Origin of the sequence: Brevibacillus centrosporus (assembly GCF_046622605.1) — a bacterium.
GTDB lineage: Bacteria > Bacillota > Bacilli > Brevibacillales > Brevibacillaceae > Brevibacillus > Brevibacillus centrosporus.
On the sequence record NZ_CP176856.1, the window covers coordinates 1235490 to 1261670 of the forward strand.

Genomic DNA, 26181 nt, shown 5'->3' on the forward strand with positions numbered 1-26181 from the left:
AGCCCTAGAACGACAAAACCAGCATCCCTCCTGGAAGGATTTTCTACATAAAACCTTGAGAAAACCTGAGAAATCCCAAATAAACCATATTTTCAGAAAATAATTGTATACAATAAGCCAAATACCTATTTTTCGTGCGCATATTGTGCTACAATTTTTTTGGACAGACCTAATCTAATGGTGCAGGGGGGATGCAGATGATCACTATGTCACATGTTGTGTATGCAATTGTTACAGTCGCTGTCATTATTGTTATGTTGTTCCGGCGCGGTGTTGTCATTCCATCTTTAATCGGTACGTTTTTGGTTGGCTGGATTTTCAAAGGGGATGTGATCAGTGGCTTCCAAGCCGTGTACAACGCCAATCTTACGGCAGCAAAAGAACTGTTTACAATCTTTTTGATCATTACCTTCATGGTTGCGTTATTGGCGTCGCTGCGGGATATTGGAGCAGACCGCAGAATGATTCGCCCGATCCAGAAGCTGATGATCAACGGACATGTGGCGTTTTTTGTGCTTGCTATCGTTACGTATGTGATCTCCTTGTTTTTCTGGCCCACTCCTGCTGTGCCGCTTATCGGCGCATTGCTTTTTCCTGCAGCGATTCGTGTCGGTCTCCCACCGATGGCTGCTGCGATGGCAGTCGCACTGGCGGGGCAAGGGATGGCGCTATCCTCCGACTACATCATGCAAGTAGCTCCGATGCTAAGCGCAAAAGGAGCAGGAGTAGAAACAGGAATGGTCGCAGACAAAGCGATGGTACTGTCGCTAATTACAGGCGGCGTGTCCATTGCCGTCGCTTACCTCATGCACCGCAAGGCTATCCGCAGGGCTGACGCACCCCTCGTTCAAAACCAAGTCGTAGAGTTTCGATCAGCGGAGGAAACGCAAGAATTTGCGCAGGCAGCTGCGGCAGTAGAAACTCTCCCGCCAAATATTCTGAAATGGTCGAAGATTTTCGCGGTTCTGGTTCCTCTGTCCATGCTGGGTGTCATGATTGTGATGGCAGCGAGTAAATTTGGATCGAACATGGGGGGCTTCGAAGGGGGAGACGGGGCAGCTTTCATCGGTGGGGTAGCTGTGATCCTGTTGATTCTGTCCTGTACGGTGTTTTCGAAGATTGCTGCATTGGATAAGATCAGTGACCATCTGACGGAAGGCTTCGTTTTTGCCTTTAGAGCCATGGGACCAGTGATTCCAATCGCAGGATTTTTCTTCCTGGGAAATGCAGATTTTTCGAAGAGCATTCTCTCGCTAGGTGAGTCGGTTCCTGCCCCCGCGATTTTGTATGATTTGGTCATGTCCGTCCAATACGCGATTCCGGCAAACGGGTTCCTGACTTCATTTGGCATCCTGATTATCGGGATCATCGCGGGATTGGAAGGATCGGGATTCTCCGGACTGCCGTTGACAGGCTCGCTCTCTGGTGCGCTGGGCCCGACTGTGGGCATCGATCCTTCGACGCTGGCCGCGATCGGGCAAATGGGCTCGGTCTGGTCCGGAGGCGGAACCTTGATCGCATGGTCTTCCCTGGTTGCAGTAGCCGGCTTTGCCGGAGTATCCGTCATTGAACTGGCACGGAAAAACTTTATCCCTGTCGTCTTGGGATTATCGATTGCCACAATCGCGGCTCTCTTTCTCTGGTAGCCGCAGGGCTGTCGTCCAGAGGCGGCTCAGAAGCAAGCTTGGGTAGGATTTCTTGGACGGCTCTTGCCAGGATCCGGGTAACGACTCCGGACATTTCCTGCACAAAGGTGAGGCTCGTGTGCTCCAGCACTTTGTGATTTAGCGGTCCGTAGTTGTTAATGATTCCTTTGAGATGAATATGGCCGATGGGAGGCAGCTGCTTATCGAGACTGACTCCTGGCTGCAAAGGCTCTTCCACGACCTGGAGCGTACCGATTTTGTAAAATTGCCCGAGGCAGGCATCGACGGCGATCACGTATGCACGCATATGCTTCTGGGAGATGTGGGAAAGCGTCTTTTGCATATTGAGGGCGTGCACGGGATTGTCCAGCGTTCCGTAAATATGAACGTGCCGCTGTCCCTTCAGCTGTTGGAGAAGCTGACTGCCAACCATCGGTCCTAAGGAATCACCGGAATAGCGATTGGTACCAATGCAGACGATCACAATCTCGGTATACCCGGGATTGTTTACGTAATGTTGAATTAAGGCGTCAGATAAAGAAGCCACTGATTTTTTATCTAGGTAGTGGCAATAATGCAGCATGCAATTCACCTGCTTTCTTCCTTACTTAATTGTAAACCATGGCGATGGAATCAAGAAATACAGAAAAAGTTAAAAGTGTTTGTCATTTTTATAAATAGATACGGTATACAATATACCATTATGGAGAGGATGTGTGAATGAGGATGACTAAGGCATTTCTGTTAACACAAATGACATGGCCAGAAGTGAAAGAAGCGCTGCGTACCGTGAAAATAGCGGTGATTCCTCTGGGCGCACATGAACAGCACGGGCCACATATGGCGGAAAGCTGCGATGCCGTTTTGGCTGAAGAGATGGGAAAACGACTGGTGGAGAAGCTGTATCCGGAAGCCATCCTGACCCCGACGATCAATATGGGGGTGTCACCCCATCATCTTCATTTTCCTGGGACGATCTCTCTGGAGCCGACAACGGTGATTGCAATTTTGCGCGATATGATCAAATCGTTAAAACAGCATGGCATAAAGCAGTTTCTGATCTTGAACGCCCATGGAGGAAACCAGGCGACACTCGGAGTGGCTACGGAGACGCTGACCCGGGAGCTAGATGTCCGCATCTACTATGCCAAGACGACGGCATCTGCCAAGGATGTCATGGATCGGCGTCTGGAATCCAAGCTGTATGGCCACAGCTGTGATCGCGAGGTATCCGAAGCCCTGTATCTAGCCCCTCATATCGTCCGGCAGGATCGGCTAGAGGCGGCAGACTATCAGGAAGGCAGATGGAAGAAGCTGCGTCCGGGAAATCCACTGCAAGGCTTCTACTATTATGAAGAAATGACGCGCAACGGATGCATAGGGGACGCGACAAAGGCAAGCTATGAAATCGGGCAGGAAATCGTGGAGACCGCTCTGGAGAGACTGGCTCATGCTGTCAAAGAACTTATCTAAAGGAAGGCCGTACGTTTTTCTTTCTGCCATTGCTGCTTATTTGCTGTCCGCCTTCTATCCCTCACCGTTCCTGCATGGGGTCATTTCCGTACTGAGCATTCTCATTATCTTGATGGTGTTTCCCTTTGTGCCGCGCTTTGTACAGGGGCTCAGTGCCTTGTTCCTGCTGATTGGAGGGAGCCTGCTGCTGGCAAGTGGTGCTGCGTGGACACAGTTTGTCACGGGCTTTGGCAACATGCTGAACATCTTGAGTCTCTTTGCCCTGATTCCCTTTATTGCGCTGCCGATTGAGCTCGGGAACTACGCCAACAGGATTCAGCAGATGATCCAGCGGACGATCAAGCGGTCTGGCTTGCTGTATTCGATGACCGCCAGTCTCTCGTATATTTTAAGTTCCTTTATGAATATCGCGACCTTGCCCATGGTGTATCAAACCATTCGACCATCCCTGGAATTATTTCCTATCGAACAAAAGGAACGCTTCATCAGCCGGGCGATCACCCATGGGTACAGCATGCCAATCGTTTGGACGCCGGTCGCTCCGATCGTAGGGATCATTGTGGAGATGACAGGCGTGCGCTGGAGCGCGATTTTACCCATCATGATTCCGTTCAGTCTATTCGGTCTGCTCTTGGATGGGCTCATGGGACAATGGATCGCCAAACGAAGAAGGAAGCAGCTGGATTCCGTAGTGATCCGTGAAATGGCGGCAGCACGGCAAGTGGTGGAGGAGCAAAAGCAGCAGGCAGGTAAGCCAAGCCATCCCGTTCATATTCTGCTGGCAATTCTCATCTTTACGGGTCTGATTGCTTTGCTCGAGAGGTATACGTCCTACAGCTTTTTATTGCTGGTATCGGTAGCCGTCATTCCGTTTGCTCTTCTGTGGTCGGTTATGATCGGTACAGGCGGGTTGTTTTTGCAGAGAAGCAAAACGCTGCTCCCTGCGCAGCTGATGAAAATGAAGGAGCAGTTCATTGTGTTCCTGAGCGCGGGCTTCATGATTTCCGCGATCCAGACCTCTGGGGCAGGGCATGTCCTCAATGGCTGGATCATGGCAGGAGAGAATCTGGTGGGAGCGGATCTGTTTCTGCTGCTGATTCCGCTGATTCCACTCGGGCTTGCCTTTGTCGGGCTGCATCCAGCTGTAGGTTTGGCGCTGACGGCGGAGTCGCTCAATCCTCACGCTTTGGGCATCTCCCCGGAACTGACAGCGATTGCGATGCTGACAGGAGCCGCTACTGCCTTTCTGATGGGGCCGTACAATGCCACGGCAGGGATGATGGCCAATCTCACCAAGCAGAGCTCCATACGAATTTCCAACTGGAATGCGCCTTTTACACTGGCTTACCTGGTCATGTCGATGTTCTTACTAATTATTCTGAAAAAAGTGTGTTGACAGACGAGCCCAGGTACGCAATAATTGGTTCATAAGAAGTTTGGTATACAATATACAAAATACAACTGAATCTGCTCACCCTACTTTTTTCCAAATTGAGAGGAGTGCTTTTAGATGGCAGAAACAATGACAAAACCAGCTTTGATGAACAAAGAAGAGTTCCGTTATGCACTGGAGCAAGCGATTGAAGGGAATGCGGTTGCGAAAGCACCTTTCACGACGATGTGGGCAAACGGAGAATTGAAGAAGGAGCACTTTGCCGCTTGGGTAGAACAGCACTACGCTTACGTTGGCCCATTCGCTGAATACCTCGCTTACATTTACGCGAACTGCCCGCATGAGGACGCAAGAGACTTCCTGCTCCAAAACATGTGGGAGGAAGAGCTCGGGGGAGATCGCCACACCGACCTCTTGATCCGCTTTGGGGAAGCCTGCGGAACGACTCGCGAGCGTGTAGAATCGATGGAGCATCTGCTTCCTGAAACGATTGGTCTGCAATCCTGGTGCTACCGCATGGCGTTCAAAGAAAACTTCCTGTTCGCGACAGCTGCTCTGGTCGTTGGTCTCGAATCTCAAGTACCTGCGATTTACCGCAGACAAACTCCGGTTCTCCGCGAGAAATACGGCTTTACAGACGAAGAAGTGGAATTCTTCGATCTGCACATCGTCTCCGATGAGATCCACGGCGAGCGCGGCTATCAAATCGTTCTGGAATATGCAAGAACGCCAGAAGATCAACAACGCTGCATCGAGATCGTGCAGGAAGCCACCAAAATGCGCAGAATGTACATTGCGGCTATCTCTCGTGAATTTTGTTTAGAATAGTCTGTCTTCCATAGCATTCAAACATACCCGAGAACGACTATCTTCTCGGGTATCTTTCTAAATAAGACCCCAATGATAGGAACGAAAGGGGAACGACATGGCGATTGAAACGACCGTACAAACCTTTAAAAACCTGATCAACGGCGAATGGGTAGACTCACTTAGCAACGCCACCTTTGAGAGCAAAAATCCGGCAAAGGAAAGCGATGTCGTCGGACGGTTCCAAGCTTCGGTCGAAGCAGATGTGAATCAGGCGATGGAAGCAGCCGAGCGAGCTTTTCAAACCTGGCGCAGCGTGTCCCCTACGAAACGTGCAGAGATCTTGTACAAGGCAGCAGATTTGCTGGAAGCCAAGCTGGATCAGTACGCGGAGGAGTTGACCAGAGAAGAGGGGAAGACACTCGCGAGCAGCAAAATGGAAGTGAAGCGATCCGCTCAAACCCTGCGCTATTACGCATTCGAAGGATTGAATATTGCCGGGGAAACGCTCCCTTCCGAGGACCCGACGATCTCCATCTACACGAAAAAGGAGCCGCTTGGCGTCGTCACTGTCATCACTCCGTGGAACTTCCCGATCTCCATTCCGGTTCGGAAAATCGCCCCTGCGCTGGTAACTGGGAACACGGTAGTTTTCAAGCCGGCTTCGGATACGCCGCTCATAGCCCTGCGACTTGTCCAGGCACTGCATGAAGCTGGACTTCCGGCAGGTGTGATCAATTTCATCACCGGCTCTGCTTCTCAAACAGGAAATGCGCTCGTCACGCATCCAGCAGTCAAAGCGGTTACTTTCACAGGCTCGACCGGTGCTGGTGAAGTGATTCAACGCTCCGTGCGTTTGTCCACGCGCGTACAGCTCGAGCTCGGAGGGAAAAACCCTCTGCTGGTCATGGAGGATGCGGATCCGGAGCAGGCAGCCGAGCTTGCGATCAAGGGCGGCTTCGAGCTGACAGGCCAGGCTTGCACAGGCACCAGTCGTGTCATCGTGATGGAATCCGTGCATGACCGTTTCGTCCAGGCGCTGATCGTAAAAACGAAGAAGCTGAATATTGGAAACGGAAGCAGGTCGGGCGTGGAGATTGGCCCGCTAGCCAATGCCAGCCAGCTGAAAAACGTGCTCGCCTATGTCGAAATCGGCAAAGAAGAAGGAGCTTCTCTCGCATACGGTGGAGAGCAGCTGACAGGCGGTGAATATGAGGAGGGCTATTTTGTCCGACCCGCGATTTTCACGAATGTGACTCCTTCTATGCGAATCGCGCAGGAAGAAATATTCGGACCTGTCATTTCCGTCATCCGTGTCGGCTCGTTTGAAGAGGCAATGAAGGTGGCAAACGACGTCGAATACGGCTTGTCGGCGGCGATTTGCACGCAGGATTCAGCGAGGATTCAGCATTTTGTGAACAACATCCAGTCCGGTGTCGTCAAAGTCAATCGTCCGACTACCGGTAATGCACCACATGTACCTTTTGGCGGCGTCAAAATGTCCAGCACGGCTACCTACCGTGAATCCGGCAGGGGAGCGTTGGAATTCTATACGCAGATCAAGAGTGTCTATCACGGCATGTAAGAGATGAGAGAATAGGAGGCAATGCCAACGATGAAATCGGTTATGAAGCTGGAACTAGACGAAGCAAAAGTGATGATTGAAGCGGCAAAAAAGGCGGCAGAAGAGGTCAACGCTCTCGAGTCGATCTGCATCGTGGACGATGGCGGGTACGTGATCGCGCTGGAGCGAATGAACGGAGGACGCATCACAGGACCGGAAATTGCCATTGCCAAAGCGTTTACCGCGAGCGGTCACAAACGCTCCACCCATCTGTTCAACCAACCGGGCGGACCCGCGACGACTACAGGGGAAGCATTCGGCATCCACGTGATGCTGCCAGGTAAATTTGCCATTTTCGTAGGAGGCTTCCCAATCGTCGTGAACGGAGCCGTCATCGGTGGAGTCGGCGTCAGCGGAGGAAATGGGGAGCAGGATACGGCGGTAGGCACGGCAGCATTGAGAGCCCTGCAGGAGTATTTGGGGGCTGAGTACGAAGTGATGACGCAAGCAGACATCAAGAAGTAGGATATAGGCAGCCCGATCATGCCATCCATGAAAAGGTAGGTGAAGAGGGGCGATGGTGCTCTGGAATCTGTTCCTCGGATTTTTCCGAATCGGCATCCTGGGCTACGGTGGAGGTCCTACGATGATCCCCCTCGTTCACGCCGAGGCCGTCCAGAAATACGGCTGGATGACGGACGAAGAATTCACGGACGTTTTGGCGATGGGAAATGCTCTGCCGGGACCGATTGCTACGAAAATGGCAGGGTATATCGGCTATAAGGTAAAGGGTGCGGCAGGCGCTGCGGTAGCGATCGTGGCGATGGTGATACCGGTGCTCGTCGCGATGATTCTGCTCCTGGGACTCATTTACAAGCTGAAGGACTCAGGCATCGTTGGAGGCATGACGCATGGTGTGCAGCCTGTGATCGGAGTCATGATGGCGGTCATGGCGTACGAGTTTTTTCTGAAATCGTGGAAGAGCTGGGTGAAGAGCAAGACAATAGCCTGGACGATCGTGTCTCTCGTAGCGCTGGCACTGTTGAATGTAAATCCTGGCCTGCTCATCGGGATCGCACTTGCATACGCCTTCACCGAATCGACCTATCTGGTCAGAAAACAGAAGAAAAAACAGGCTGATTCGCCAGATAGGGGTATATCAGCATGATCCTGCTACACGTATTTTGGGCCTTTTTCATCCCGAACATATTGGGCTATGGCGGTGGGCCGCCGATTATCCCGCTGCTGCAGGCTGAAGTCGTCGATCATTACGGCTGGATGACATTGGAACAATTCGGGGATGTGCTTGCTTTAGGCAATGCCCTTCCAAGTCCGATTGCCACCAAGCTGGCTGGCTATATCGGCTATCAGGTGGCGGGAATCCCCGGAGCGATTGTCGCGCTGATCGCAACGATTGCCCCGACTGCGATTGCGATGGTCATTCTGTATAAATTTCTGCATCTTTTCAAGAACTCGCCTCAGGTATCGGCGATGACGCAAATCGTGCGACCGATTGTAGCCGTTTTGCTAGGAATTCTGGCCTTTCAGTTCTTCGCGAGCGCTTATGAGGCCACTGGAATCTGGCAGACAGCAGCACTGACTGCAATCAGCCTCCTCACACTGGAAAAGCTGAAAATCCATCCAGGGATCGTAGTAGCGGGCGCGCTAGTTTACGGAGGCGTATTTTTGCAATAGGGCAATGGCTGTGTCTTTGAAAGGGTTGTTGTATATCGATAATCATATCGATTAAACTAAGGAAAACAACTCTCGGAGGTATACCAGATGCCAGACACGCCAGTAATTTGGAAAGATGAGGATTTAAGCCCGATTCGGGACAAAGTATACGATTATATCAAGCAGGCTATCGTTCAAGGCGTCTATAAATCAGGGGAACGAATTATTGAAAGAGAGCTGGCGGATCAGCTAAATGTCAGCCGCACCCCGATCCGTGAAGCACTGTTCCGACTGGAATCCCAAGGCTTCGTGAAAACCTTGCCGCGCAAAGGAGTTGTCGTCTCCCAGCTATCTCCGGAAGAAGTCGTAGAAATTTTCACAATTCTTGGCTCCCTGGAAAGCTTGGCGATGAAAATGGCAGCCCAAAAAGCAACGCCAGAGGCTCGTGAGGAGCTCAAGCGTATTATCGATGAGATCGACGCTGAGTTTTCCAAGCCGGAAGTGAACCAGGAATATAAAAATTTCCACTTCGATATCAACGACGTCATTTTCCGGGCGGCTCAAAGCCCAAGACTGACGCAAATGCTGGATGGTCTGTCCGATTATATCCGAGCGTTTGTGCATGTGGGCTATGAGCTTCCGGGCAGGCAGCGCAAAGCCATGGAGGAGCATCGGGAGATTGCCATGGCGGTATACAACGGTCAAGCAGAGCTGGTTGAGAGCTTAACCAAAATTCATTTGGAGAATTCCAAACGAGCGTATTTGGAAGCGCTCGACAAGCAATAGCAGCGCAGGCCGTCCCACATTCTTACTGCAGATGGAGGTGTTTCAATGCCAAACGTAAAATTACATCAAAACGGTCAAGTATATGAACAAGAAATCGGTGCGAACAGCAACTTGGTCGTTTTGGCAGGAATTAAAAAATTCCCTCATCTGAAGTATGGATGTGGTATGGGCAAATGTACGAAATGCACGGTCAAGGTATTGGCAGGCGGGGAGAGTCTTCCTGAGCCAAACTGGAAGGAAAACAAGATGCTCGGGGAAAAAATCAGCCAAGGCTATCGATTGGCGTGCCAGCTCTACATTCACGAAGACATCGAGATCTGTCAGGAAACGTAGGAGCTCCAGAAATTTCTACTATCACATTCTTACAAATGGAGGGTTTGAAGATGAGCGAATATATTATGGTATCCACAACCGAACGGTACAAGACAGTTACCGAAAATCCGGATCTGGAAGTAGTCTCTGCATACGAATACTATTTCTTCGGCAAGAAAAAGACGACGTTCTCCATCTGCAAAATTAAAAACCCGATTACAAGAATTGTGATTCAAGGTGTTTCGGAAGTGTTCCCGGACAACAGCATTCCGATCAAGGTGTTCCCGAAATTTGAGACAACGACAGAAATCGAAAAAGAGATTTACGAGCTGGATTTGGACGACGACAGCAAGATTGTGAAGGTCCATTAAGCGGATCGTGGAAAAACGAGGAGCGGGCGAAGGAGCCGGTTCCTTTTTTCTTTGTACGGAGGCGGGGAGGCGGGTAGGAAACGAAAAAATGCATCCCGGAAACGTTTCTCACGCTCCCTGCGAATGCATGTTTTTTCGTAAATGGCAGAGTATTCTGCCTGTTTTTGTTATTGAGCGGCGTTGATGCGTCTTTGGGCGATTTTGTTGAGACGCTCTACGTCTTCTTCCCCCCAGGAAACGGTCACATCTCCCGTTACGAAGGTTTGGCACGCCAGCCGGAAGCCTTGCCCGATCTTGTCATTTCCGAGGCGGTCGATTTCTTTTTTCATGACCTTGCTGAGGTTTTCCTGTCCATCTACGATCTGTACGCGACAGGTACCGCATAGTCCGCCACCGCATTTGAATGGAACGGCTCCTTCGTACCGAATGGAAGTCCTGAGAAGATTTGCGTCTTTATCCACTTCGATGGTCTTTCCTGACGTATGAAAAGTAATAGATGGCACAAGATTCCCTCCCTCGTTGTTATAAAACAAGTATATCACAGAGATTTGGTTTATGGTATACCAAATACGATGTTTTTGCTATGATAGAGGGAAATCACATGTTTACAGGAGGACTTATGATCAAGATTGGGGTTATTGGCTACGGAACCATCGGGGAAGATGTCGTACAAGCAATCAGGCAGGGCCAAGAGGGAGAGATACAGGTCACGTCCATTCTGGTCCGCGATCGATCCAAGTATCAGGTGACAGAGGACATTGCGGCGTTGATGACGGAGAACGAGTCGGACTTTTTTGAAAACGATTTTGCTCTTGTCGTGGAGAGTGCGGGGCATCAAGCGGTAAAGCTGTATGGGGAAAAGGTTCTGGAGCATGGAGCCGATCTGATTATCGTCAGCGTAGGTGCCTTTGCGGACGAAGAGCTGCATACACGCCTCATGCAAAAAGCGGCGGAACTCGGACGCAAGATCATTGTCCCGTCTGCAGCCATCGGAGGGTTGGATCGGATCGCTGCAGGTAGCCTGGGGCCGATGGAGGAAGTCACACTCGTTACACGCAAGCCTCCGAAAGCCTGGTATGGCACGATGATTGAGCAGCAGGTTTCCTTGGCTGACTTGACAGAGCCGTACTGCGCGTTTGAAGGAGTGGCGAGAGATTCGGCAAGGCTGTTTCCCGAGAGTGTAAACGTGTCCGCTGCTCTGAGTCTGGCTGGAATCGGATTTGACCAAACGAAAGTAAAGGTGTTCGTCGACCCGCATATCACACACAACACGCATGAGATTGAAGCCAGAGGAAAGTTCGGGCAAATCAAGCTGCAAATTCAAAATACACCGTCCGCGCGCAATCCGAAAACCGGGTATATTGTCGCCATGAGCGTCTTGAAAACGCTGCGTGATCGGGCGTCTCACTTCGTCATTGGCGTGTAGAGGCAACGGTTTCGCACGCGCAGCCATTTGAAATGTTTGTCCTTCTCCTGGCATATGGTAGTGGGGAGGAGGGGGATAGGATGGCGGAAGAAAAGGCGTTTGTAGCGCTGCGAATCGTGACAGGCATCATTTTTCTGGTGCATGGCGTCTCCAAGCTGCAGAAAGGAATGGCTGTGGTCATGTCTTCGTTCGGCGACCTCGGATTGCCGACTTGGCTAGCGTATCCGGTGATGGCTATCGAGATCATCGGGGGTCTGGCACTGATCCTGGGAGTAGGAATACGAGTTGCGGCCTGGGGGCTGGCGGTCATCATGGCGGGTGCAATCGCGACGGTGAAGTGGAAGCATGGTTTTCTGGGGAGTGGCGGGCAGAACGGCTACGAATTCAATCTCATCCTGCTCGCGGTCACAGTATGTGTAGGGCTGAAAAAACAGAAAAGAGACCGGGTTGAACGCATGTGAGATGCGCTTTTCCTGGTCTCTTTTTCCATGGATCATGAGGAGAGAAAGTCGTAGCTATCGGCAGAGACAGAATCGAGAAAAGGACTCACTTTGCCGATGCTGTACAGATGCAGCTCATGCATAGCACGTGTGCAGGCTGTATAAAACAGCTTTCGTTCACTCTCGCGGCTGTAACGCTCTGCTGAAGCATCATAGATGAGAACCGCGTCAAATTCCACCCCTTTTGCCAAGTACGACGGGATGATCAAGACCTCGGTCTCATAGGAAATCGCGCGAGTACCGATCATGCGGATATCCAGCTTGTCGCGAAGAGTTTCATAAGCCTCCTGAGCCTCTTGCGCTGTCTTTGTGATGACCGCGATGGCTTGATGTCCTTCAGCTTTGAGCTCCGCAATTCGGCCGACGATTTGCTCTGCGAGTGCTTCACGATCCTGGACGACCGTCACGCTTGGCTTTCGCCCGGCGCGCTGGAATGGCTCGATGCGATCCCCGTCCTTCACTAGCTGGCGGGTAAAGGTGACGATTGGCTCTGTGGAACGGTAGCTTTTGGTCAGGACAAACGTTTCCGTCTGCTCCGGCTCATACAGCGAGGCGACTGCCTCAAAGCTTGAGCTTTCGTAGGCATGGGCGTAGATCGCCTGATTCCAGTCTCCCAGAACCGTCATTTTGGCGCGCGGGAACAGTCGTTGCAGCAGAGCAAATTGGAATGGCGAGTAATCCTGGGCTTCGTCGATGAACACATGGCGGACGATGTTGTTGGTCTGAAAGCCCTCCAGCTTTTCCTGCAAATACAAAAACGGCGGTGTGTCCTCATAGGTCAGCTCGTTTTGATCCAGTCGCGCTATGGTTTGGGCACAGATTTCGGACCATTGGGAGGGGCGCTCGTCTGCACCAAAAATAGACATGGTCAGGGGAGAATCAGTGAAGAGCTGACGATACTTTGCTGTCGAATCAATAAACTGCAGCTCACGCACCCACGTGCGCAGCGGTTGAAACTGTTTTTTTACGATTTTCGCCGCTAAGAGCTCCTGCTCGCGATCGAAGTCGTTGAACGTATCTTCCCGGAACTGGTTTTTCCGGCGCAGCTCCTGATAGACAGCGGCAAAAGCGTCTTTGTCCAAAAGCTCCAGCTCATCTTCCACCCACGGCTTGCTGCGTTCTACACGCTCGTGCTTCTTCAGTTCGCCGAGCAGCCATCTGGCGACCAGGGTCATCCGATTGGGAATCGAAATCGAGGGATCCAGGGAATAAAAGTGATCGCTGATACGATTGGCGCTGATGAGGGTCCGGTCGCGAAATTTAAGCGGGCGGAACAAAATTCCGCTTTCTTTGAGAGCGGTCGCGTAGTCATCGATCACCTGCATGAATCGCGGAGATGTTTTCATCCGGATGCCAGCGATCCTTTCAGGGTAGCCGGGCTCTTCCATGGCCGTCAACACGTATTCCATCTGGGTGAGTGGGTGCTCCAGCTGAAAGATCGAGCCGAGACGATGCTCCGCGTATTCTTGAAAGGTCGTCTGCTGCATGTTTTCTTCCCCCAGCTCAGGCAGCACGGTGGAGACGTAGCTGTTGAACAACGAATTGGGGGAGAACAATACGATTTGCTCGGCACGCAGGGTTTTCCGGTAACGGTACAGCAAGTAGGCGATGCGCTGCAGGGCGGCCGACGTTTTGCCGCTTCCGGCTGCTCCGGAAACGATGACGAGACGGCTCTTGTCGTTGCGAATGATGCGGTTTTGATCGCGCTGGATCGTCGCGACGATGCTCTTCATTTGCGAGTCAGCCTGCTTGCCCAGCACTTCCTGCAGCAGCTCATCCCCGATGGTCACACCCGTATCAAACAGATGGAGCAGCTTTCCATCGCGGATGACGTACTGACGCTTGCAAGTAATTTCACCCGTGACCGTGCCGCTCGGGGTCTCGTATGTGGCAGGTCCAGGAGCGTAATCGTAGTAGAGGCTTGAGATCGGAGCGCGCCAGTCATAGACCAGAAACTGCTCCTCGTTCTTATCGAGTAAGGAGGCAATTCCCAAATAAACGGGCTCTGACGCAGAATCGGTTTCCTCCCGAAAGTCAATTCGGCCGAAATACGGAGATTGAACCAGCCTCCGAAGAGTCCGCAGTTGCTGTATCGCGTGGCGATGGACACGTTCTCTCTCAGAAAGCACCTCTGATTGCTGCTTGATGCTGGCATAGGTTTCGGCTGCTTCACTGGCATCCTCGAAGTTGACAGTGACATCGTCCCAAAAATGCTTGCGGATTCCAACGATGTCAGCACTGACTTCGGTGACATGCTCCTGCAGGCTGTCGATCTGTCGATTGATCTCGGAAATGACCTGCACGACCCGCTGTTGTTCCTTTTGTCTGTCTTGGTCAGCTTCGTTCATGATACCGCTCCTTTTCTTGCCCATTTTTGGTCTTAGGGGTTTGACAACTACCCCGGTGATGTGATAAGATAACATTGGGTAAAAATAATCGATATATTAAATCTACATCAAAAGACCAATTCCCATTGTAGCATAGAGGACTTGGTGTTTCAACATGTATATAACTTTTACGAAAACGGTAGCGGGGTGCGCAGGCACTCCGCTTTTTTGCTGAATCAGAAAGTATAAACGACGTGAGCCATCTACCTGATTCAGCATGAATAGCCTTCCGATAAATAGCGGTCGCTCCTACTTGAGAAGGCATCGATAGAAGGTTTTTCCGACGCAAGGGCTGTGATGAACTGGCTCGCCGCTCCTCCTTCAATAAACAGACTGCTCCCACCAGCTCGTGGAAAAGAGAATGGTGGCGCTTTTCCCTTCTGCAGGAAGTACGGCCATCATTGTCATCCCGGGCCCAAGCATCCACTGCCCGTTTAGCTTGGCTTCGATGGTGCTCATAGGCGGTACCATCCGGGTCGTGACGGCTGCTCCCCCGCGTGGCAGAACGTTGTCTCCTGTAGCGAACAGTATTTTTCCTTGAGGGGGTGGACAGGCGCTGAGTTGGGCATAGCTCGCACTAACGGCCGTGGAGGTTTTGGCCCCCGTGATGGACTCGGTTTTCCCGAACCAGATTTGGACTTCGGCGGGGTGCTCGGAGTAATTGGTCAGCTGCAAGCTATGAACAAAGAGAATCACGCCAGAACGGAAGGGATTGGACAGGGCCCCAAATCCATGAATTTCTCCACCAGCGGTTATTTTTTCCGTTTGGCCAAGAAAATATTTACAGTGAGCGGCTATCGACATGGGGTAGGGAACATGAATTTGCTTAGGTGTCTGATCCGAAATGGGTGGTGTAGGAAAGGGATAGTAGCCCATTTGCATGTAGACATCTGGGACGCCGTAGTAATAAGGGGATTGGTTGAACGAGGACTTTGCCATCGGTTCCTCTCCTTTGGGTGTAGTAACCCTACAGCATATGGCGTACGCCCAAGCGAGGTGCGGGAAGCAAAAAACGCCCGAACTGCTGCTAGACGCAGCCGCGGACGTTTTTGCAAAGAAGTCGGTTCGATTCGCTTAGGATACGACCTTCCAGGCGTGGATGGCGAGCAATGCCCAGCCAATGAGAAACAGTACGCCGCCAATCGGGGTGATCGCTCCCAGGACTTTGACACCCGACAGCGCCAAGGCGTAAAGACTGCCGGAAAAGACGATCGTTCCTACGAAGAAGCACCAGCCTGCCCAAGAAAGTCCTGCGGCACCCGGATACCATTTGAGCAATAACGCGACCAGCACCAGTGCCAGAGCGTGTGTCGTTTGGTAGGTGACCCCGGTATGGAAAATGCCGAGGGAGTACTCGTCCAGTTTTTCTTTAAGGGCATGGGCTCCAAAGGCACCAAAGGCAACAGACAAAAATCCGCTGATACTGCCTAGCAGCAGAAACAGTTTCATGCGTGTTTCACTCCTCACGTCCTATCATCGTCATCGTGACTATTTTACAGTATAGGGGCGCACATTGCCCAATTGCAATTTGATGAACAGTGTCTTGGACTACCGTACAGACCGCTTGTCAACTCCCGACATAAAGTGTAGTACGCAGTGGCAACGTAAACCGCCGCTGTTTCGGGAGGTGAATAGATAAGATGAACAAATGGCTCTCTCTTGCTGGCGGTCTTGTTGGTGGCTACGCTTTGTTGAAAACTCCACTCGATGGTACCTTCCTGAACGGACTGAATCCGTTGGTAGATGGGATTGGCCTGATCGCAATGCTGGTCTTTTCGGGTGCTCTTATTTATGCAGGTGTACGCGATTGGTTCCAGAAGTAATGCGCGGCGTCCCAGCGTAAAGCAAATCAAGAGGCGTCTCCTTTTTGCGGGAGATGCCTTTTTCCTTTATACAGTAAGAATCTATAGGATTCTTAGCCAGTATAAGTGCAACTAAGGCTCCGCCACAAAACTTGGCGGAGCCAAGTTTTCTAATACAGTAAGAATCTATAGGATTCTTAGCCAGTATAAGTGCAACTAAGGCTCCGCCACAAAACTTGTCGGAGCCAAGTTTTCTAATACAGTAAGAATTTATAGGATTCTTAGCCAGTATAAGTGCAACTAAGGCTCCGCCACCAAGTTTTCTAAGAAAAATGTGCAAGTCAGCCTCTCTTTTCTCCGAATGCTGGCTTCTTTTGTCATCCTTCTCCATATATATAAAATAGGCTTTGGCAAATGGGAGGGGAAAGACTGTGACCAACGAAGAACGCAAAGAGCTAGAGCGGTCGATTGATGAAATTACCGAAATTGCCAAGGGGTTTGGTCTCGACTTTTATCCGATGCGCTACGAAATCTGCCCGGCGGATATTATTTATACGTTTGGAGCCTACGGAATGCCGACGCGGTTCTCGCACTGGAGCTTCGGAAAATCCTTTTATCGCATGAAGCTGTCGTACGATCTCAATTTGAGCAAAATCTATGAACTGGTGATCAACTCCAATCCGTGCTACGCCTTCTTGCTGGATGGCAACTCGCTGATCCAGAACAAGCTGATCGTAGCCCACGTCTTGGCACACTGCGATTTTTTCAAGAACAACATGCGCTTCTCCAACACGAACCGAGACATGGTGGAGAGCATGGCTGCCAGCTCGGAGCGCATCCGTCAGTACGAAATCGAATACGGCAAGGAAGCCGTGGAGGATCTGCTCGATGCGAGCCTGGCGATTCAGGAGCATATCGATCCGAGCCTGATGCGACCCAAGCTGCGCTGGAAACGCGAGCCGGAGGAGCCTGCAAAATCTGCAAAGAAAGGAAAGACAGACCGCCATTCTTCATACGACGACCTGTGGGGTCTGGACCGTCAAGAGAAGACGGAGACCGAACCGGTAAAGCCTCTCCGCAAATTCCCACCGTCTCCGGAAAAGGATTTGCTGCTGTTCATCATGGAGTACAGCAGTGTTCTGGAGGATTGGCAGCGCGATGTCTTGACCATTGTCCGCGATGAAATGCTGTACTTCTGGCCGCAGATGGAGACGAAGATCATGAACGAAGGCTGGGCTACCTTCTGGCACATGCGCATTTTGCGGGAGATGGAGCTGACAGAGGCAGAAACGATCGATTTTGCGAAGCTGCACTCCTCGGTTATTCAGCCTTCGACAACGAGCATTAATCCGTACCATCTGGGGCTCAAAATTTTCGAGGATATCGAAAGACGCTGGGATAAGCCGACGAAGGAAGAGCAGGAGCGGTTTGGCCGCAAGCCAGGTGAAGGACGCGCCAAGATTTTTGAAGTGCGCGAGCTGGAGTCGGATATCAGCTTCATCAGCAACTTCATGACCAAGGATTTGGTGAGCGATCTGGATTTGTACATGTTCGGCAAGCAGGGGAATGACTGGATCGTAACGGATAAACAATGGGAGCAGGTGCGAGACGGTCTGGCAGGCACGCGGGTCAACGGTGGGTTCCCTTACGTGATGGTGCACGATGGCGACTATTTGCGCGCAGGCGAGCTGTTTTTGAAGCATCACTTTGAGGGTCTGGAGCTGGATGTGAAGTACGTCGAGAAGACATTGCCGCACGTCTATACCCTCTGGGGGAAAAATGTGCATTTGGAGACGGTCATCGAGGATCGGCAGGTCTTGTTTACGTACGATGGAAAAAAGGTGCATCGCCGGTTTTTGTAAAGATCAGTGAGTCGAAAAGGGAAAGCAAAAAGACTTCCTCCCCCAGCCTTGCATCGGGGGAAGAGGTCTTTTTTTTATCTAGGCAGCCACACGAGTTGCCATCAGCATCCGTGAATTACCGCAGGACAACCTCTACGGCATATTTTTTGCCCTGGTCGAGCATGGAGCTGCTCTGTTTGATGGACATTCCGCCGCCGCCCGAATTACTGCTCAACGCAAGGTCATACAAGTCATGCGCGTTAGTCACATCGATCTGGACGACGATTGAGATATTGGGCTCGAGCGTGATTTGGTGATCGAGATATTTCCACCTTTCATTCCTGTGCCCCTCCCTTATTCTCTGTCTCCTCTTTTGAAGCAAGAAGCTTCAGCAGCATTTTTTTCTTCATGTTTTCTTCCACCATGAGTGTATTGCGGATTTTCCTAGCAAAAATTGGGTAGAAGAACAAGCGGTATGAAGTCAAAAAACAAGTTATGGTATATTCGTGTAAAGCTATGCTGTGGGCATTGCAGGAAGAAGTCTGGCCGTGTGTGAAGGCGCATGCCCAACAGGGAAAGCAGGGAGAGCTGCCAATCTCTTCTCAAAAGCAGAATTTACGAGCAAGTCCATATAAGCGCCGCGCGTTTCGGAAAGGACCAAAAAAGGCAAAAAGGCGCCGTTGAACGGGTGTAAACAGGGCAGTTGCGACTGCAGATTCCAGCAGGAAGAGATGAGCTTTTGTAACGCTTTTGTATCTATAAAGGGGTAGTGTGAAAAGGACAGTGTCTAAAGCATAAGGGAACGGGACAGTTCTTTCGTATGCGTCGAAAAGAAAGCGTTTACCATCTACATCTCAGGAGGAATTTCATATGGCAAAACAAGTAGCAGTCATTGGATCAGGTGTAATGGGTCATGGTATCGCACAGGAATATGCGCTGGCTGGTTACACCGTCTTCCTATACGACTTACAGGAATCATTTTTGCTCAAAGCCAAGCGGAGTGTGGAAAACAGCCTGAGCTTGCTGGTCAAAGAGCAGGTCATTTCAGAGCAAGCCAAGCAGGACGCACTGGAGCGGATCGAACTTACAACGGATTTGCAGGCAGCCGTCGCAAAAGCTGACGTCATCACGGAAGCGATTCCGGAAGTCATTGAAATGAAGTGGGATTTGTTCGAGAAATTGGAGCAATTTGCAAAAGAAGATGCTATCATTGCATCCAACACCTCCACTTTCTCGATTGCGCGACTGATCGAAAAGGCAAAAACGCCGCAGCGGATCATCATCACGCATTTTTTCAATCCGGCACAGCTCGTTCCCCTCGTGGAAATCGTCCGGCATGAAAAAACGTCGGATGCGGTTGTATCACGGACCATGGAGCTCATGGTGGAAATCGGGAAGTCTCCGGTGCTGCTGAAAAAGGATGTTCCCGGCTTTATCGCTAACCGCCTGCAGACAGCCCTGATGCGCGAAGCCTTTTCTCTATTGAAAGAAGGAGTCGCGGACGCGCGTGAGATCGATACGGTGATGAAGGACGGGATCGGATTCCGCTGGGCGTTTGTCGGTCCGATCGAGACGGCTGATTTCGGTGGACTCGATACATGGAAGCGCGTAATTGACAATTTGGCGCCTGAGCTGAATGCATCCCAGAAGGCTCCTGAGCTCATCGATGAGCTGGTGGAAAAAGGGGAGCTGGGGACGAAAACAGGCTCAGGCATCTACTCGTATGCGGATACGTCCGTCGAGGAAAAATGGAAGCAAAGAGACGAGCAATTCATTCGACTGGCAAAAATGAAGCGCGGATAAAGAGAAAATAGCGAGGCAGGGGATCGCATGGATGAAAAGGACTGGCTCTTGCTGCAAGCCTTGAGCAGAGAGAAAAGCTTGACCAGAGCAGCGGAGCGCATGTACATGACGCAGCCTGCCCTGACCTATCGGCTGCAGCAGCTGGAAAAACGGTTTGGTGTCTCGCTGATCGTGAAGCACGGCAAAGGGATTCGTTTCACACCAGAAGGCGAATACTTGGCGGCGTACGCAGCGAAAATGCTGGCTGAGCTGCGGGATACGCGAGATCATATCGTGAATATGCAGCAGGAGGTACAGGGAACGCTACGGATTGGAGCGTCCATCTACTTTGGACAGTACGAGCTTCCTTTGATCATCAAAAAGTTTCTGGAGCTATATCCCAAGGTCCAAATTCATGTCGACACGGGCTTCAGCTCTGAAATCTATGACATGCTGCTCCAAGAGGAGATTCAGGTAGGCATCATCCGCGGGGATTTTCAATGGCTGGATCAGAAGCATTTGATTCAGGAAGAAAATATTTGCCTCGTATCAACGGAAGAGCTGAATCTGGACGAGCTGCCTTCCCTGCCTCGGATTAACTATCGGGCACCAAAGCTGGCAGTAAAGCTGGGGGACCAAATGTCCTTTTCGCTTAAGCACGCGATCGATCAATGGTGGCATGAGCGTTATACAGAGCCCCCGTCCATTACCATGCAGGTGGATAGCTATGAGACTTGCAAGGAAATGGCGAAATTCGGATTGGGCTATACGATTATCCCGCGTGTTTTTATACGGCCGAGTGAAGAGCTTTACACCGTAGATTTGACGATGCTGGACGGACAGCCGATCACACGGCGTACGTGGATGCTGTATCGAGAGGCCACCATGAAGTTTACTGTCGTCCATCGATTTGTGGCATTTTTAAAGCAGTATGAACTGCGGTGAGTATACGACAAGGCCCGGTTTCATCCGGGCTTTTTCTTTTCATAAAAAATCCCCCTGGAGAGCTCCAGAGGGAGGGGAAAACAAAAGCAAGTTTACCATGAATCAACTACAGATCTGTTGCGACATGTGGTTTACTATAGTGGCTCGTACCACCGCCGCCGACCAGCACTCTCCCGCCTTTGGGAAAGGTCAAAAGCTTGCTGGATCCGTTGGCAAGCAAGACGACAACCTTGGCGCGGTTCGCCGTCGCGATATACATCACATAGCCGCTGCCAGTGATGAAGACGCGCCACTTGTTATCAAATTCCGAGCGAAGAACACGAGTGGAATAGACTTGATTTTCGGTCCTGGTTACCGTTATTTTTTTCATCCTTAATCACCTGCCGTTTCTCTACAGCTTATTCGCATGCGGAAAAAAGGAATGGACAAGTGCTACTGGTGATTCCCCTAATTTCGTTGCATCCTGTCTGGAACAGGATTATCATAATCATACAAAGGAGTGATTGATATGGCAAAAAGCAGTGCCAAAAAAGCGAGGGAAAAGCTGGCGCGCGAAGGCAAGCGCAACCCGGAGCTGAATCGGAGCATTTTCGCCTTGGCCGATATGAGACAGCGCAAGACCAAAACGAAAGCAGAGAAATGGAACCAGCAAAAGCACAAGAGGTCGTTATCCTTTTCAAGTGATGATGGTCTCTTTTTTTTGTCCTTTTTTCGATTAGCTATAAAGAAATTTATAGTTAGGGGTTAAATTATTTAGATTTTACTTATAGAAAGCAGGGTCGTACAATGAGGGCGTACTAAAGGTGATTTAATTTTTTGAAATGTCTACGAGGGAGATTGGAGGGCAAGGTCAGGATGGGACAGATTTTGGAGGACAAGCAATGGATTGTACAAGCCGTCGATGAGCTGGATTCCCAGCTGCGTGAGATCGCCTTGACGATTCACGCAAACCCTGAGCTCAGTTTTTTTGAGCATAAAGCATCTCAGTGGCTGACAGAGCCATTGGTTGCAGCAGGTTTTGAAGTAGAAAGAGGCGTAGCCGGACTTGAAACCGCTTTCCGCGCGACATGGGAAGGAAAACCAGGAGGACCGACGATTGCGTTGCTGGCAGAGTATGATGCGCTTCCGGAAATCGGGCATGCCTGCGGCCACAATCTGATCGGGACGTCGGCGGTCGGAGCGGCATTGGCATTGAAGCAGGCTTTTCCCGAGCTGCCTGGCCGCATTATCGTGATGGGGACGCCTGCCGAGGAAGACGGCGGAGGCAAAATCATCATGTGTGAGCAGGGACTATTTGATGAAGTCGATGCAGCCATGATGTGCCACCCGCATAAAAAGACGATGGTTCTGCGCGGAGCCTTGGCCTGTGTAGATGCGACCTTCAGCTTTTACGGCAAACAGGCGCATGCATCTTCAGCCCCGGAAAAAGGCATCAGTGCATTGGACGCGCTGATTCATACCTTCGTTGCCATTAATTCCCTAAGGCAGTTTTGCAAGGATGATGTGCGAATTCATGGCATTATTACAAAAGGCGGAGATGCTCCAAATGTAGTGCCGGAGTACTGCGAAGCGAAATTCATCCTCCGGGCGGCCAATGTGCGGGAGCTTCGCGAGCTGACCGAAAAGGTGTACAAGACGGTTCATCACTCAGCGGAAGCGGTAGGGGCGAGAGCTGAAATCAAGGAAGGTCTTGTCTACGCCGAACGCAACAACAATCATGCGCTCGCGGGTTTATTCGCGGAAAATTTGGAGGCAATGGGCATCGAAGTAAGTGATCCTCCGAAAAAAGGCGGGATCGGCTCGTCGGATATCGGAAATGTCGGTCAAGTGACGGCGACCATCCATCCTTACATCAAAATTACGGAGGCGGGTACGCACACACCTGAGTTTACCGTAGCGACTGCATCGGAGGCAGGTTTGGTGGGAATGAACCAAGCGGCCAAAGCCCTAGCTATGACCACGTATGATCTTTGCACGGACCCAGGTCTTTTGCGAAGCGTTCGTGAAGAGTTTGAGAATTGGAAAAAGAATAAAGAAACAGAGGAGGCATAAGGATGAGCGCACATTCGCCACAGCCAGCTATGTCTAATTCCAGCCAGCCGACGTCATCCTGGCGAAAATATATCAAAATGCCCCATACTTTCGTTCTTCTGGTCATCCTCACTCTGCTCGCGGCGGCACTCACGTACATGGTGCCGTCCGGGGAGTTCGAGCGTGCCAAGGATCCGACCTCGGGAAAAACGCTGGTTGTGCCCAACTCCTATCATGCAGTGGAGGGGGACCCAGTCAGTCTGCTCGAGGTACCCAAAGCGATTGTAAAAGGACTCATTGATTCCAGTGATATTGTCTTCTTTATCTTCATTATTGGTGGAGCTTTTCAGGTCATCACGGCAACGGGCACCATCGAAGCGGTGACCAGCCGGGTCGCCAAGACGTTTTCCAAGCGTGGAATATTGATCATTCCGGTATTTTTGGGGTTGTTCTCCGTCGGCGGATTTACGATGGGCATGTCCTCCGAGGTCATGGTGTTCGTTCCATTGGGAATCGCGATTGCCCGTTCCCTCGGTTATGACGCCTTGACGGGAACGGCGATGGTTTCACTAGGCGCATCCGTTGGCTTTACGGCGGGACTGCTGAATCCGTTCAACGTAGGATTGGCACAGGTGATTGCAGAAGTTCCGATGTTTTCAGGGATGTGGCTGAGGGCGATTTTGCTAATCACGCTTTTGGCCATCACGAGCTGGTACATCATTCGCTATGCACGTAAAGTGAAAAAGACACCGCAGGCCAGCATCGTTCGCAATCTCGAGGAATCGACGACAGAGCAAAAGCTCGATCTGCATTCCCTCCCGGCGCTGGAGGCGAAGCACATCTTAACCGTGATCACGATCATCGCCAGCTTTGCCTTGTTGATTTGGGGTGTATCGAAAAAGGATTGGTGGATGGAGGAGCTTTCGGCTCTGTTCCTCACGATGGGGATTGTTTCAGGCTTTTGCGCGAAGTTTGGCCCAAGCCGCATTGCCAGTGAGTTCGTAAAAGGGGCAAGCGCGATTACGTACGGGGCATTCATCATCGGGATTGCTCGTTCGATTCTGATCGTGCTGGAGCAAGGGAATGTCATCGATACGGTTGTGTTTGGCTTGTCTGATGCCGTTGGTCATTTGCATGGCTCGATCCAAGTCCTGGGAATGTATTTCTTCCAGACCGTGATGAACGTGTTTATTACATCGGGTACGGGACTTGCTGCAACGACGATGCCAATCATGGTGCCGCTCGCGGACCTGCTCGGTGTGACACGTCAAACCTCCGTGCTCGCCTTCCAGATGGGAGATGGCTTTACCAACATGATTTTGCCGACTTCCTCAGCCTTAATGGGCAGCTTGGCAGTTTCCGGAATCACCTATCAGCAATGGTTTCGATTCATGTGGCCGCTGATGCTGATGTGGGTTATTACGGGTGCGGTGTTTGTCCTGATCGGTCACGCAATCGCCTATTAAGTTCAGTGTGCCCGAAACGTCTATATATGGAAGAAAGAAAAGAGAGAGACCTGCGTGCAGGTCTTTTTTCTATTCGCGCGCCCAGCAAGCCGTTAATTGCTAGTCGGTGAAAGTCCGACCGAGGTAAGAGCCAAGTCGCCTCGTAGCTGACAGGCAACTGGTGGAGAGATCCTAAGGTTGAAGCCCTGTGACAAAGTAACTCCGACAGGAGTGCGAGCAAATCAGCAGACCGTAACATAAAGTGAATCCTGCCGCTTCGTTAAAAGAGACCATCGGAAGATGGACAAGGGGGAGACGAGCCTTGGGATATTGGGCGAAGTCCATGGAAGGTGTGTAGCACTTGGAATGCAGCACCCAGGAACCTCCCGGAGTATGGGGAGCGGTATGTTGAGAAAGTAGCTAACGGAACTGGGGAGACCCTCCCCTGCACGCTCCGTTGGAGCGTAAAGCGGAATCCTATAACCGAAAGGGAAATGGAGGACGGCAGGAAGGGAGTCGGAGGGGTTCATAGTACCGATGAAGTAGAGACAACAAAACTCTATGGAGAGAAGGAGCCCTGCTTTGTTCAAGAGTTGAAAGGAGGTAAGAGTGAGTGAATGCAAGTAAACTTGCTAACTACACCGATGCAAAAGCTCGACAACTTTGGACAACTCTATATCTTTGTGCCAAGGAAAAGCCAAAACGGCGGTTTCATGCTCTGTACGACAAAGTATACAGACCAGACATTCTTGCAGAAGCTTGGCGTAGAGTACGAGCCAATAAAGGAAGTGGCGGAGTGGATGGTCAAACGATAGATAAGATTGTGCATGAGTATGGAGAGAGTAAATTCCTTAATGAAATTTATCTCGACCTAAAGAGAAATCAGTATCATCCAGCACCGGTACGGCGTACTTACATTCCGAAAGCGGATGGGAAACAAAGACCACTCGGAATCCCAACTATTCGAGACAGGGTTGTTCAGATGGCGACAAAGATGGTCATTGAGCCAGTCTTTGAAGCGGACTTTAAAGATTGCTCATACGGATTTCGCCCAAAACGTAACGCTCATCAAGCGATTGCACAAATCAGGAAAGCAAGTAAAAATGCTTACTGGGTGGTTGATGCAGACATCAAAGGGTACTTTGACAACATCAATCAGGAGAAGCTGATGAAGTTAGTTGAGCAGAGGATTTCTGACCGTAGGGTACTAAAGCTGATTCGGAACTGGCTACAAGCAGGCGTGATGGAAGATGTACAGTTTCATGACACCGAATTGGGTACTCCGCAAGGAGGAGTCATTTCCCCACTGTTAGCCAACATCTATCTCAACTACATGGATACGGTATGGGGAAAGCAATTTGCCCATTTGGGAAAACTGATTCGATATGCCGATGACTTCGTCATCATGTGCAAAACGAAAAAGGATGCCATGGAAAGTATTCAGGTCATTAAAGCTATTATGGACAAATTGGATCTTGCACTTAGTAAGGACAAGTCTCGACTGGTCAACATCTGGGATAATACTTCGGGCTTTGATTTCCTTGGTCTACATCACCGGAAATTTCCGGTCCTTAACAAGGGCGGATCGAAGGTGTTTGTCATGTCCCATATTCCGAGTAAGAAAGCTATGAAGGAAATGCGCCGGAAAATAAAAGTGTATACCGAACCTCGCAGCAAGTTGTATTGGTCGTTAACGGAGTTAGTACAGGGGCTAAATCGAAAACTTCAAGGCTTCAAGAACTACTACTCGCTATCGCCAATAGCTGCAAGATGGTTAAATCGGATTGACTGGTATGTTATTGAAAGGCTTACCCTTTTCGTTAACAAGAAAAGGAATGTGCGAAAGAAACACTCGTGGGAAGGAAAAGTCATTAAAGATACTCAAGGAATACTTGTGAAACTTGCCGGATAAGCAGTGCCGAATGCCAAAGAAAGAAGAACATCGGAAAGCCGTATGAGGGAAAACCTCACGTACGGTTTGATGAGGGGGAGCTGA

General features: G+C 50.7%; 27 protein-coding genes. 21 read left to right on the forward strand and 6 right to left on the reverse strand.

Translation table 11 applies throughout. From position 1 onward, the window contains the following. Positions 1-191 precede the first annotated feature (191 nt). The gene (locus ACLIN2_RS06625; RefSeq protein ID WP_411503583.1) at positions 192-1646 is read left to right on the forward strand and encodes a hypothetical protein; all 1455 of its coding nucleotides are present in this window, start codon (positions 192-194) and stop codon (positions 1644-1646) included. Here the strand turns inward: ACLIN2_RS06625 and yyaC are convergent. After that, positions 1588-2229, reverse strand: coding sequence for a spore protease YyaC (gene yyaC / locus ACLIN2_RS06630; protein WP_411504516.1), 642 nt, complete (start codon positions 2227-2229; stop codon positions 1588-1590). The genes ACLIN2_RS06625 and yyaC overlap by 59 nt on opposite strands. 143 nt (positions 2230-2372) lie before the next feature. On the opposite strand from yyaC, the gene ACLIN2_RS06635 reads away from it, so the two are divergent. The 10 genes from ACLIN2_RS06635 to ACLIN2_RS06680 all read left to right on the forward strand — a co-directional run bounded on the left by ACLIN2_RS06635 (position 2373) and on the right by ACLIN2_RS06680 (position 10026). After that, a complete protein-coding gene (locus ACLIN2_RS06635) occupies positions 2373-3119 on the forward strand; it encodes a creatininase family protein (protein WP_310230521.1) in 747 nt (248 codons plus the stop codon). Next, the gene (locus ACLIN2_RS06640) at positions 3097-4515 is read left to right on the forward strand and encodes a hypothetical protein (RefSeq protein ID WP_411503584.1); all 1419 of its coding nucleotides are present in this window, start codon (positions 3097-3099) and stop codon (positions 4513-4515) included. The genes ACLIN2_RS06635 and ACLIN2_RS06640 overlap by 23 nt, the downstream gene beginning before the upstream one ends. A 114-nt stretch (positions 4516-4629) precedes the next feature. Further along, positions 4630-5340: a TenA family transcriptional regulator gene (locus ACLIN2_RS06645; protein ID WP_411503585.1), complete on the forward strand. Its 711-nt coding sequence runs from the start codon at positions 4630-4632 to the stop codon at positions 5338-5340. A gap of 97 nt (positions 5341-5437) precedes the next feature. After that, positions 5438-6904 carry an aldehyde dehydrogenase family protein gene (locus ACLIN2_RS06650; protein WP_411503586.1) on the forward strand — a complete coding sequence of 489 codons (1467 nt, stop codon included), beginning with the start codon at positions 5438-5440 and terminating at the stop codon, positions 6902-6904. Positions 6905-6934: 30 nt separating this feature from the next. After that, positions 6935-7408 carry a GlcG/HbpS family heme-binding protein gene (locus ACLIN2_RS06655; protein ID WP_122959820.1) on the forward strand — a complete coding sequence of 158 codons (474 nt, stop codon included), beginning with the start codon at positions 6935-6937 and terminating at the stop codon, positions 7406-7408. Positions 7409-7460: 52 nt separating this feature from the next. Continuing rightward, the gene (locus tag ACLIN2_RS06660; RefSeq protein ID WP_092266381.1) at positions 7461-8051 is read left to right on the forward strand and encodes a chromate transporter; all 591 of its coding nucleotides are present in this window, start codon (positions 7461-7463) and stop codon (positions 8049-8051) included. Continuing rightward, positions 8048-8578 (forward strand): chromate transporter, encoded by a 531-nt coding sequence (locus tag ACLIN2_RS06665; protein WP_092266380.1) that lies wholly within the window; start codon positions 8048-8050, stop codon positions 8576-8578. The genes ACLIN2_RS06660 and ACLIN2_RS06665 overlap by 4 nt, the downstream gene beginning before the upstream one ends. Positions 8579-8665: 87 nt before the next feature. Beyond that, positions 8666-9343: a GntR family transcriptional regulator gene (locus tag ACLIN2_RS06670; protein ID WP_122924149.1), complete on the forward strand. Its 678-nt coding sequence runs from the start codon at positions 8666-8668 to the stop codon at positions 9341-9343. A gap of 45 nt (positions 9344-9388) precedes the next feature. Beyond that, positions 9389-9676 carry a 2Fe-2S iron-sulfur cluster-binding protein gene (locus ACLIN2_RS06675; protein ID WP_310230516.1) on the forward strand — a complete coding sequence of 96 codons (288 nt, stop codon included), beginning with the start codon at positions 9389-9391 and terminating at the stop codon, positions 9674-9676. A 50-nt stretch (positions 9677-9726) separates the two neighbouring features. Next, on the forward strand, positions 9727-10026 hold the full coding sequence (locus ACLIN2_RS06680; protein ID WP_092266377.1) for a hypothetical protein: 300 nt from the start codon (positions 9727-9729) through the stop codon (positions 10024-10026). Positions 10027-10193: 167 nt separating this feature from the next. Here ACLIN2_RS06680 and ACLIN2_RS06685 read toward each other — a convergent pair whose 3' ends face one another. Further along, a complete protein-coding gene (locus tag ACLIN2_RS06685) occupies positions 10194-10529 on the reverse strand; it encodes a 2Fe-2S iron-sulfur cluster-binding protein (protein ID WP_092266376.1) in 336 nt (111 codons plus the stop codon). A 116-nt stretch (positions 10530-10645) separates the two neighbouring features. Here ACLIN2_RS06685 and nadX point away from each other — a divergent pair, with 116 nt between their 5' ends. Both nadX and ACLIN2_RS06695 read left to right on the forward strand, forming a co-directional pair. Further along, the gene (gene nadX, locus ACLIN2_RS06690) at positions 10646-11452 is read left to right on the forward strand and encodes an aspartate dehydrogenase (RefSeq protein ID WP_092266375.1); all 807 of its coding nucleotides are present in this window, start codon (positions 10646-10648) and stop codon (positions 11450-11452) included. 80 nt (positions 11453-11532) lie between these two features. Further along, a complete protein-coding gene (locus tag ACLIN2_RS06695) occupies positions 11533-11913 on the forward strand; it encodes a DoxX family protein (protein ID WP_411503587.1) in 381 nt (126 codons plus the stop codon). 32 nt (positions 11914-11945) lie between these two features. Here the strand turns inward: ACLIN2_RS06695 and helD are convergent, their stop codons facing one another. From helD to ACLIN2_RS06710, 3 genes are all read right to left on the reverse strand, one after another. Continuing rightward, the gene (gene helD, locus ACLIN2_RS06700; RefSeq protein WP_411503588.1) at positions 11946-14300 is read right to left on the reverse strand and encodes an RNA polymerase recycling motor HelD; all 2355 of its coding nucleotides are present in this window, start codon (positions 14298-14300) and stop codon (positions 11946-11948) included. Positions 14301-14660: 360 nt separating this feature from the next. After that, positions 14661-15278, reverse strand: coding sequence for a DUF6143 family protein (locus ACLIN2_RS06705; protein WP_411503589.1), 618 nt, complete (start codon positions 15276-15278; stop codon positions 14661-14663). A 135-nt stretch (positions 15279-15413) separates the two neighbouring features. Next, the gene (locus tag ACLIN2_RS06710; RefSeq protein ID WP_092266371.1) at positions 15414-15788 is read right to left on the reverse strand and encodes a DUF423 domain-containing protein; all 375 of its coding nucleotides are present in this window, start codon (positions 15786-15788) and stop codon (positions 15414-15416) included. A 191-nt stretch (positions 15789-15979) separates the two neighbouring features. On the opposite strand from ACLIN2_RS06710, the gene ACLIN2_RS06715 reads away from it, so the two are divergent. The 4 genes from ACLIN2_RS06715 to ACLIN2_RS06730 all read left to right on the forward strand — a co-directional run bounded on the left by ACLIN2_RS06715 (position 15980) and on the right by ACLIN2_RS06730 (position 20709). Then, a complete protein-coding gene (locus tag ACLIN2_RS06715) occupies positions 15980-16162 on the forward strand; it encodes a hypothetical protein (RefSeq protein WP_122924156.1) in 183 nt (60 codons plus the stop codon). A 410-nt stretch (positions 16163-16572) separates the two neighbouring features. Continuing rightward, positions 16573-18003, forward strand: coding sequence for a SpoVR family protein (locus tag ACLIN2_RS06720; RefSeq protein ID WP_411503590.1), 1431 nt, complete (start codon positions 16573-16575; stop codon positions 18001-18003). 849 nt (positions 18004-18852) lie between these two features. Then, positions 18853-19785: a 3-hydroxyacyl-CoA dehydrogenase family protein gene (locus ACLIN2_RS06725; protein WP_411503591.1), complete on the forward strand. Its 933-nt coding sequence runs from the start codon at positions 18853-18855 to the stop codon at positions 19783-19785. A 27-nt stretch (positions 19786-19812) separates the two neighbouring features. Beyond that, the gene (locus tag ACLIN2_RS06730) at positions 19813-20709 is read left to right on the forward strand and encodes a LysR family transcriptional regulator (protein ID WP_411503592.1); all 897 of its coding nucleotides are present in this window, start codon (positions 19813-19815) and stop codon (positions 20707-20709) included. Positions 20710-20815: 106 nt separating this feature from the next. Here ACLIN2_RS06730 and ACLIN2_RS06735 read toward each other — a convergent pair whose 3' ends face one another. Beyond that, on the reverse strand, positions 20816-21079 hold the full coding sequence (locus ACLIN2_RS06735) for a hypothetical protein (RefSeq protein WP_092266319.1): 264 nt from the start codon (positions 21077-21079) through the stop codon (positions 20816-20818). Positions 21080-21217: 138 nt separating this feature from the next. On the opposite strand from ACLIN2_RS06735, the gene ACLIN2_RS06740 reads away from it, so the two are divergent. The 4 genes from ACLIN2_RS06740 (at position 21218) to ltrA (ending at position 26097) form a co-directional block, all read left to right on the forward strand. Next, positions 21218-21457, forward strand: coding sequence for a hypothetical protein (locus ACLIN2_RS06740; protein ID WP_411503593.1), 240 nt, complete (start codon positions 21218-21220; stop codon positions 21455-21457). A 107-nt stretch (positions 21458-21564) separates the two neighbouring features. Further along, positions 21565-22761 carry a M20 family metallopeptidase gene (locus ACLIN2_RS06745; protein ID WP_411503594.1) on the forward strand — a complete coding sequence of 399 codons (1197 nt, stop codon included), beginning with the start codon at positions 21565-21567 and terminating at the stop codon, positions 22759-22761. 2 nt (positions 22762-22763) lie between these two features. Beyond that, positions 22764-24206 (forward strand): YfcC family protein, encoded by a 1443-nt coding sequence (locus tag ACLIN2_RS06750; protein ID WP_246071084.1) that lies wholly within the window; start codon positions 22764-22766, stop codon positions 24204-24206. A gap of 592 nt (positions 24207-24798) precedes the next feature. Continuing rightward, positions 24799-26097 (forward strand): group II intron reverse transcriptase/maturase, encoded by a 1299-nt coding sequence (gene ltrA / locus ACLIN2_RS06755; protein ID WP_411501843.1) that lies wholly within the window; start codon positions 24799-24801, stop codon positions 26095-26097. Positions 26098-26181 lie beyond the last annotated feature (84 nt).

Excerpts from the sequence above, each read along its gene's own strand:
- ACLIN2_RS06625 (WP_411503583.1), top strand. The coding sequence starts at position 192 with ATGCAGATGATCACTATGTCACATGTTGTGTATGCAATTGTTACAGTC.
- yyaC (WP_411504516.1), bottom strand. The coding sequence starts at position 2,229 with ATGCTGCATTATTGCCACTACCTAGATAAAAAATCAGTGGCTTCTTTA.
- ACLIN2_RS06635 (WP_310230521.1), top strand. The coding sequence starts at position 2,373 with ATGACTAAGGCATTTCTGTTAACACAAATGACATGGCCAGAAGTGAAA.
- ACLIN2_RS06640 (WP_411503584.1), top strand. The coding sequence starts at position 3,097 with ATGCTGTCAAAGAACTTATCTAAAGGAAGGCCGTACGTTTTTCTTTCT.
- ACLIN2_RS06645 (WP_411503585.1), top strand. The coding sequence starts at position 4,630 with ATGGCAGAAACAATGACAAAACCAGCTTTGATGAACAAAGAAGAGTTC.
- ACLIN2_RS06650 (WP_411503586.1), top strand. The coding sequence starts at position 5,438 with ATGGCGATTGAAACGACCGTACAAACCTTTAAAAACCTGATCAACGGC.
- ACLIN2_RS06655 (WP_122959820.1), top strand. The coding sequence starts at position 6,935 with ATGAAATCGGTTATGAAGCTGGAACTAGACGAAGCAAAAGTGATGATT.
- ACLIN2_RS06660 (WP_092266381.1), top strand. The coding sequence starts at position 7,461 with ATGGTGCTCTGGAATCTGTTCCTCGGATTTTTCCGAATCGGCATCCTG.
- ACLIN2_RS06665 (WP_092266380.1), top strand. The coding sequence starts at position 8,048 with ATGATCCTGCTACACGTATTTTGGGCCTTTTTCATCCCGAACATATTG.
- ACLIN2_RS06670 (WP_122924149.1), top strand. The coding sequence starts at position 8,666 with ATGCCAGACACGCCAGTAATTTGGAAAGATGAGGATTTAAGCCCGATT.
- ACLIN2_RS06675 (WP_310230516.1), top strand. The coding sequence starts at position 9,389 with ATGCCAAACGTAAAATTACATCAAAACGGTCAAGTATATGAACAAGAA.
- ACLIN2_RS06680 (WP_092266377.1), top strand. The coding sequence starts at position 9,727 with ATGAGCGAATATATTATGGTATCCACAACCGAACGGTACAAGACAGTT.
- nadX (WP_092266375.1), top strand. The coding sequence starts at position 10,646 with ATGATCAAGATTGGGGTTATTGGCTACGGAACCATCGGGGAAGATGTC.
- ACLIN2_RS06695 (WP_411503587.1), top strand. The coding sequence starts at position 11,533 with ATGGCGGAAGAAAAGGCGTTTGTAGCGCTGCGAATCGTGACAGGCATC.
- helD (WP_411503588.1), bottom strand. The coding sequence starts at position 14,300 with ATGAACGAAGCTGACCAAGACAGACAAAAGGAACAACAGCGGGTCGTG.
- ACLIN2_RS06705 (WP_411503589.1), bottom strand. The coding sequence starts at position 15,278 with ATGGCAAAGTCCTCGTTCAACCAATCCCCTTATTACTACGGCGTCCCA.
- ACLIN2_RS06710 (WP_092266371.1), bottom strand. The coding sequence starts at position 15,788 with ATGAAACTGTTTCTGCTGCTAGGCAGTATCAGCGGATTTTTGTCTGTT.
- ACLIN2_RS06715 (WP_122924156.1), top strand. The coding sequence starts at position 15,980 with ATGAACAAATGGCTCTCTCTTGCTGGCGGTCTTGTTGGTGGCTACGCT.
- ACLIN2_RS06725 (WP_411503591.1), top strand. The coding sequence starts at position 18,853 with ATGGCAAAACAAGTAGCAGTCATTGGATCAGGTGTAATGGGTCATGGT.
- ACLIN2_RS06730 (WP_411503592.1), top strand. The coding sequence starts at position 19,813 with ATGGATGAAAAGGACTGGCTCTTGCTGCAAGCCTTGAGCAGAGAGAAA.
- ACLIN2_RS06735 (WP_092266319.1), bottom strand. The coding sequence starts at position 21,079 with ATGAAAAAAATAACGGTAACCAGGACCGAAAATCAAGTCTATTCCACT.
- ACLIN2_RS06740 (WP_411503593.1), top strand. The coding sequence starts at position 21,218 with ATGGCAAAAAGCAGTGCCAAAAAAGCGAGGGAAAAGCTGGCGCGCGAA.
- ACLIN2_RS06745 (WP_411503594.1), top strand. The coding sequence starts at position 21,565 with ATGGGACAGATTTTGGAGGACAAGCAATGGATTGTACAAGCCGTCGAT.
- ACLIN2_RS06750 (WP_246071084.1), top strand. The coding sequence starts at position 22,764 with ATGAGCGCACATTCGCCACAGCCAGCTATGTCTAATTCCAGCCAGCCG.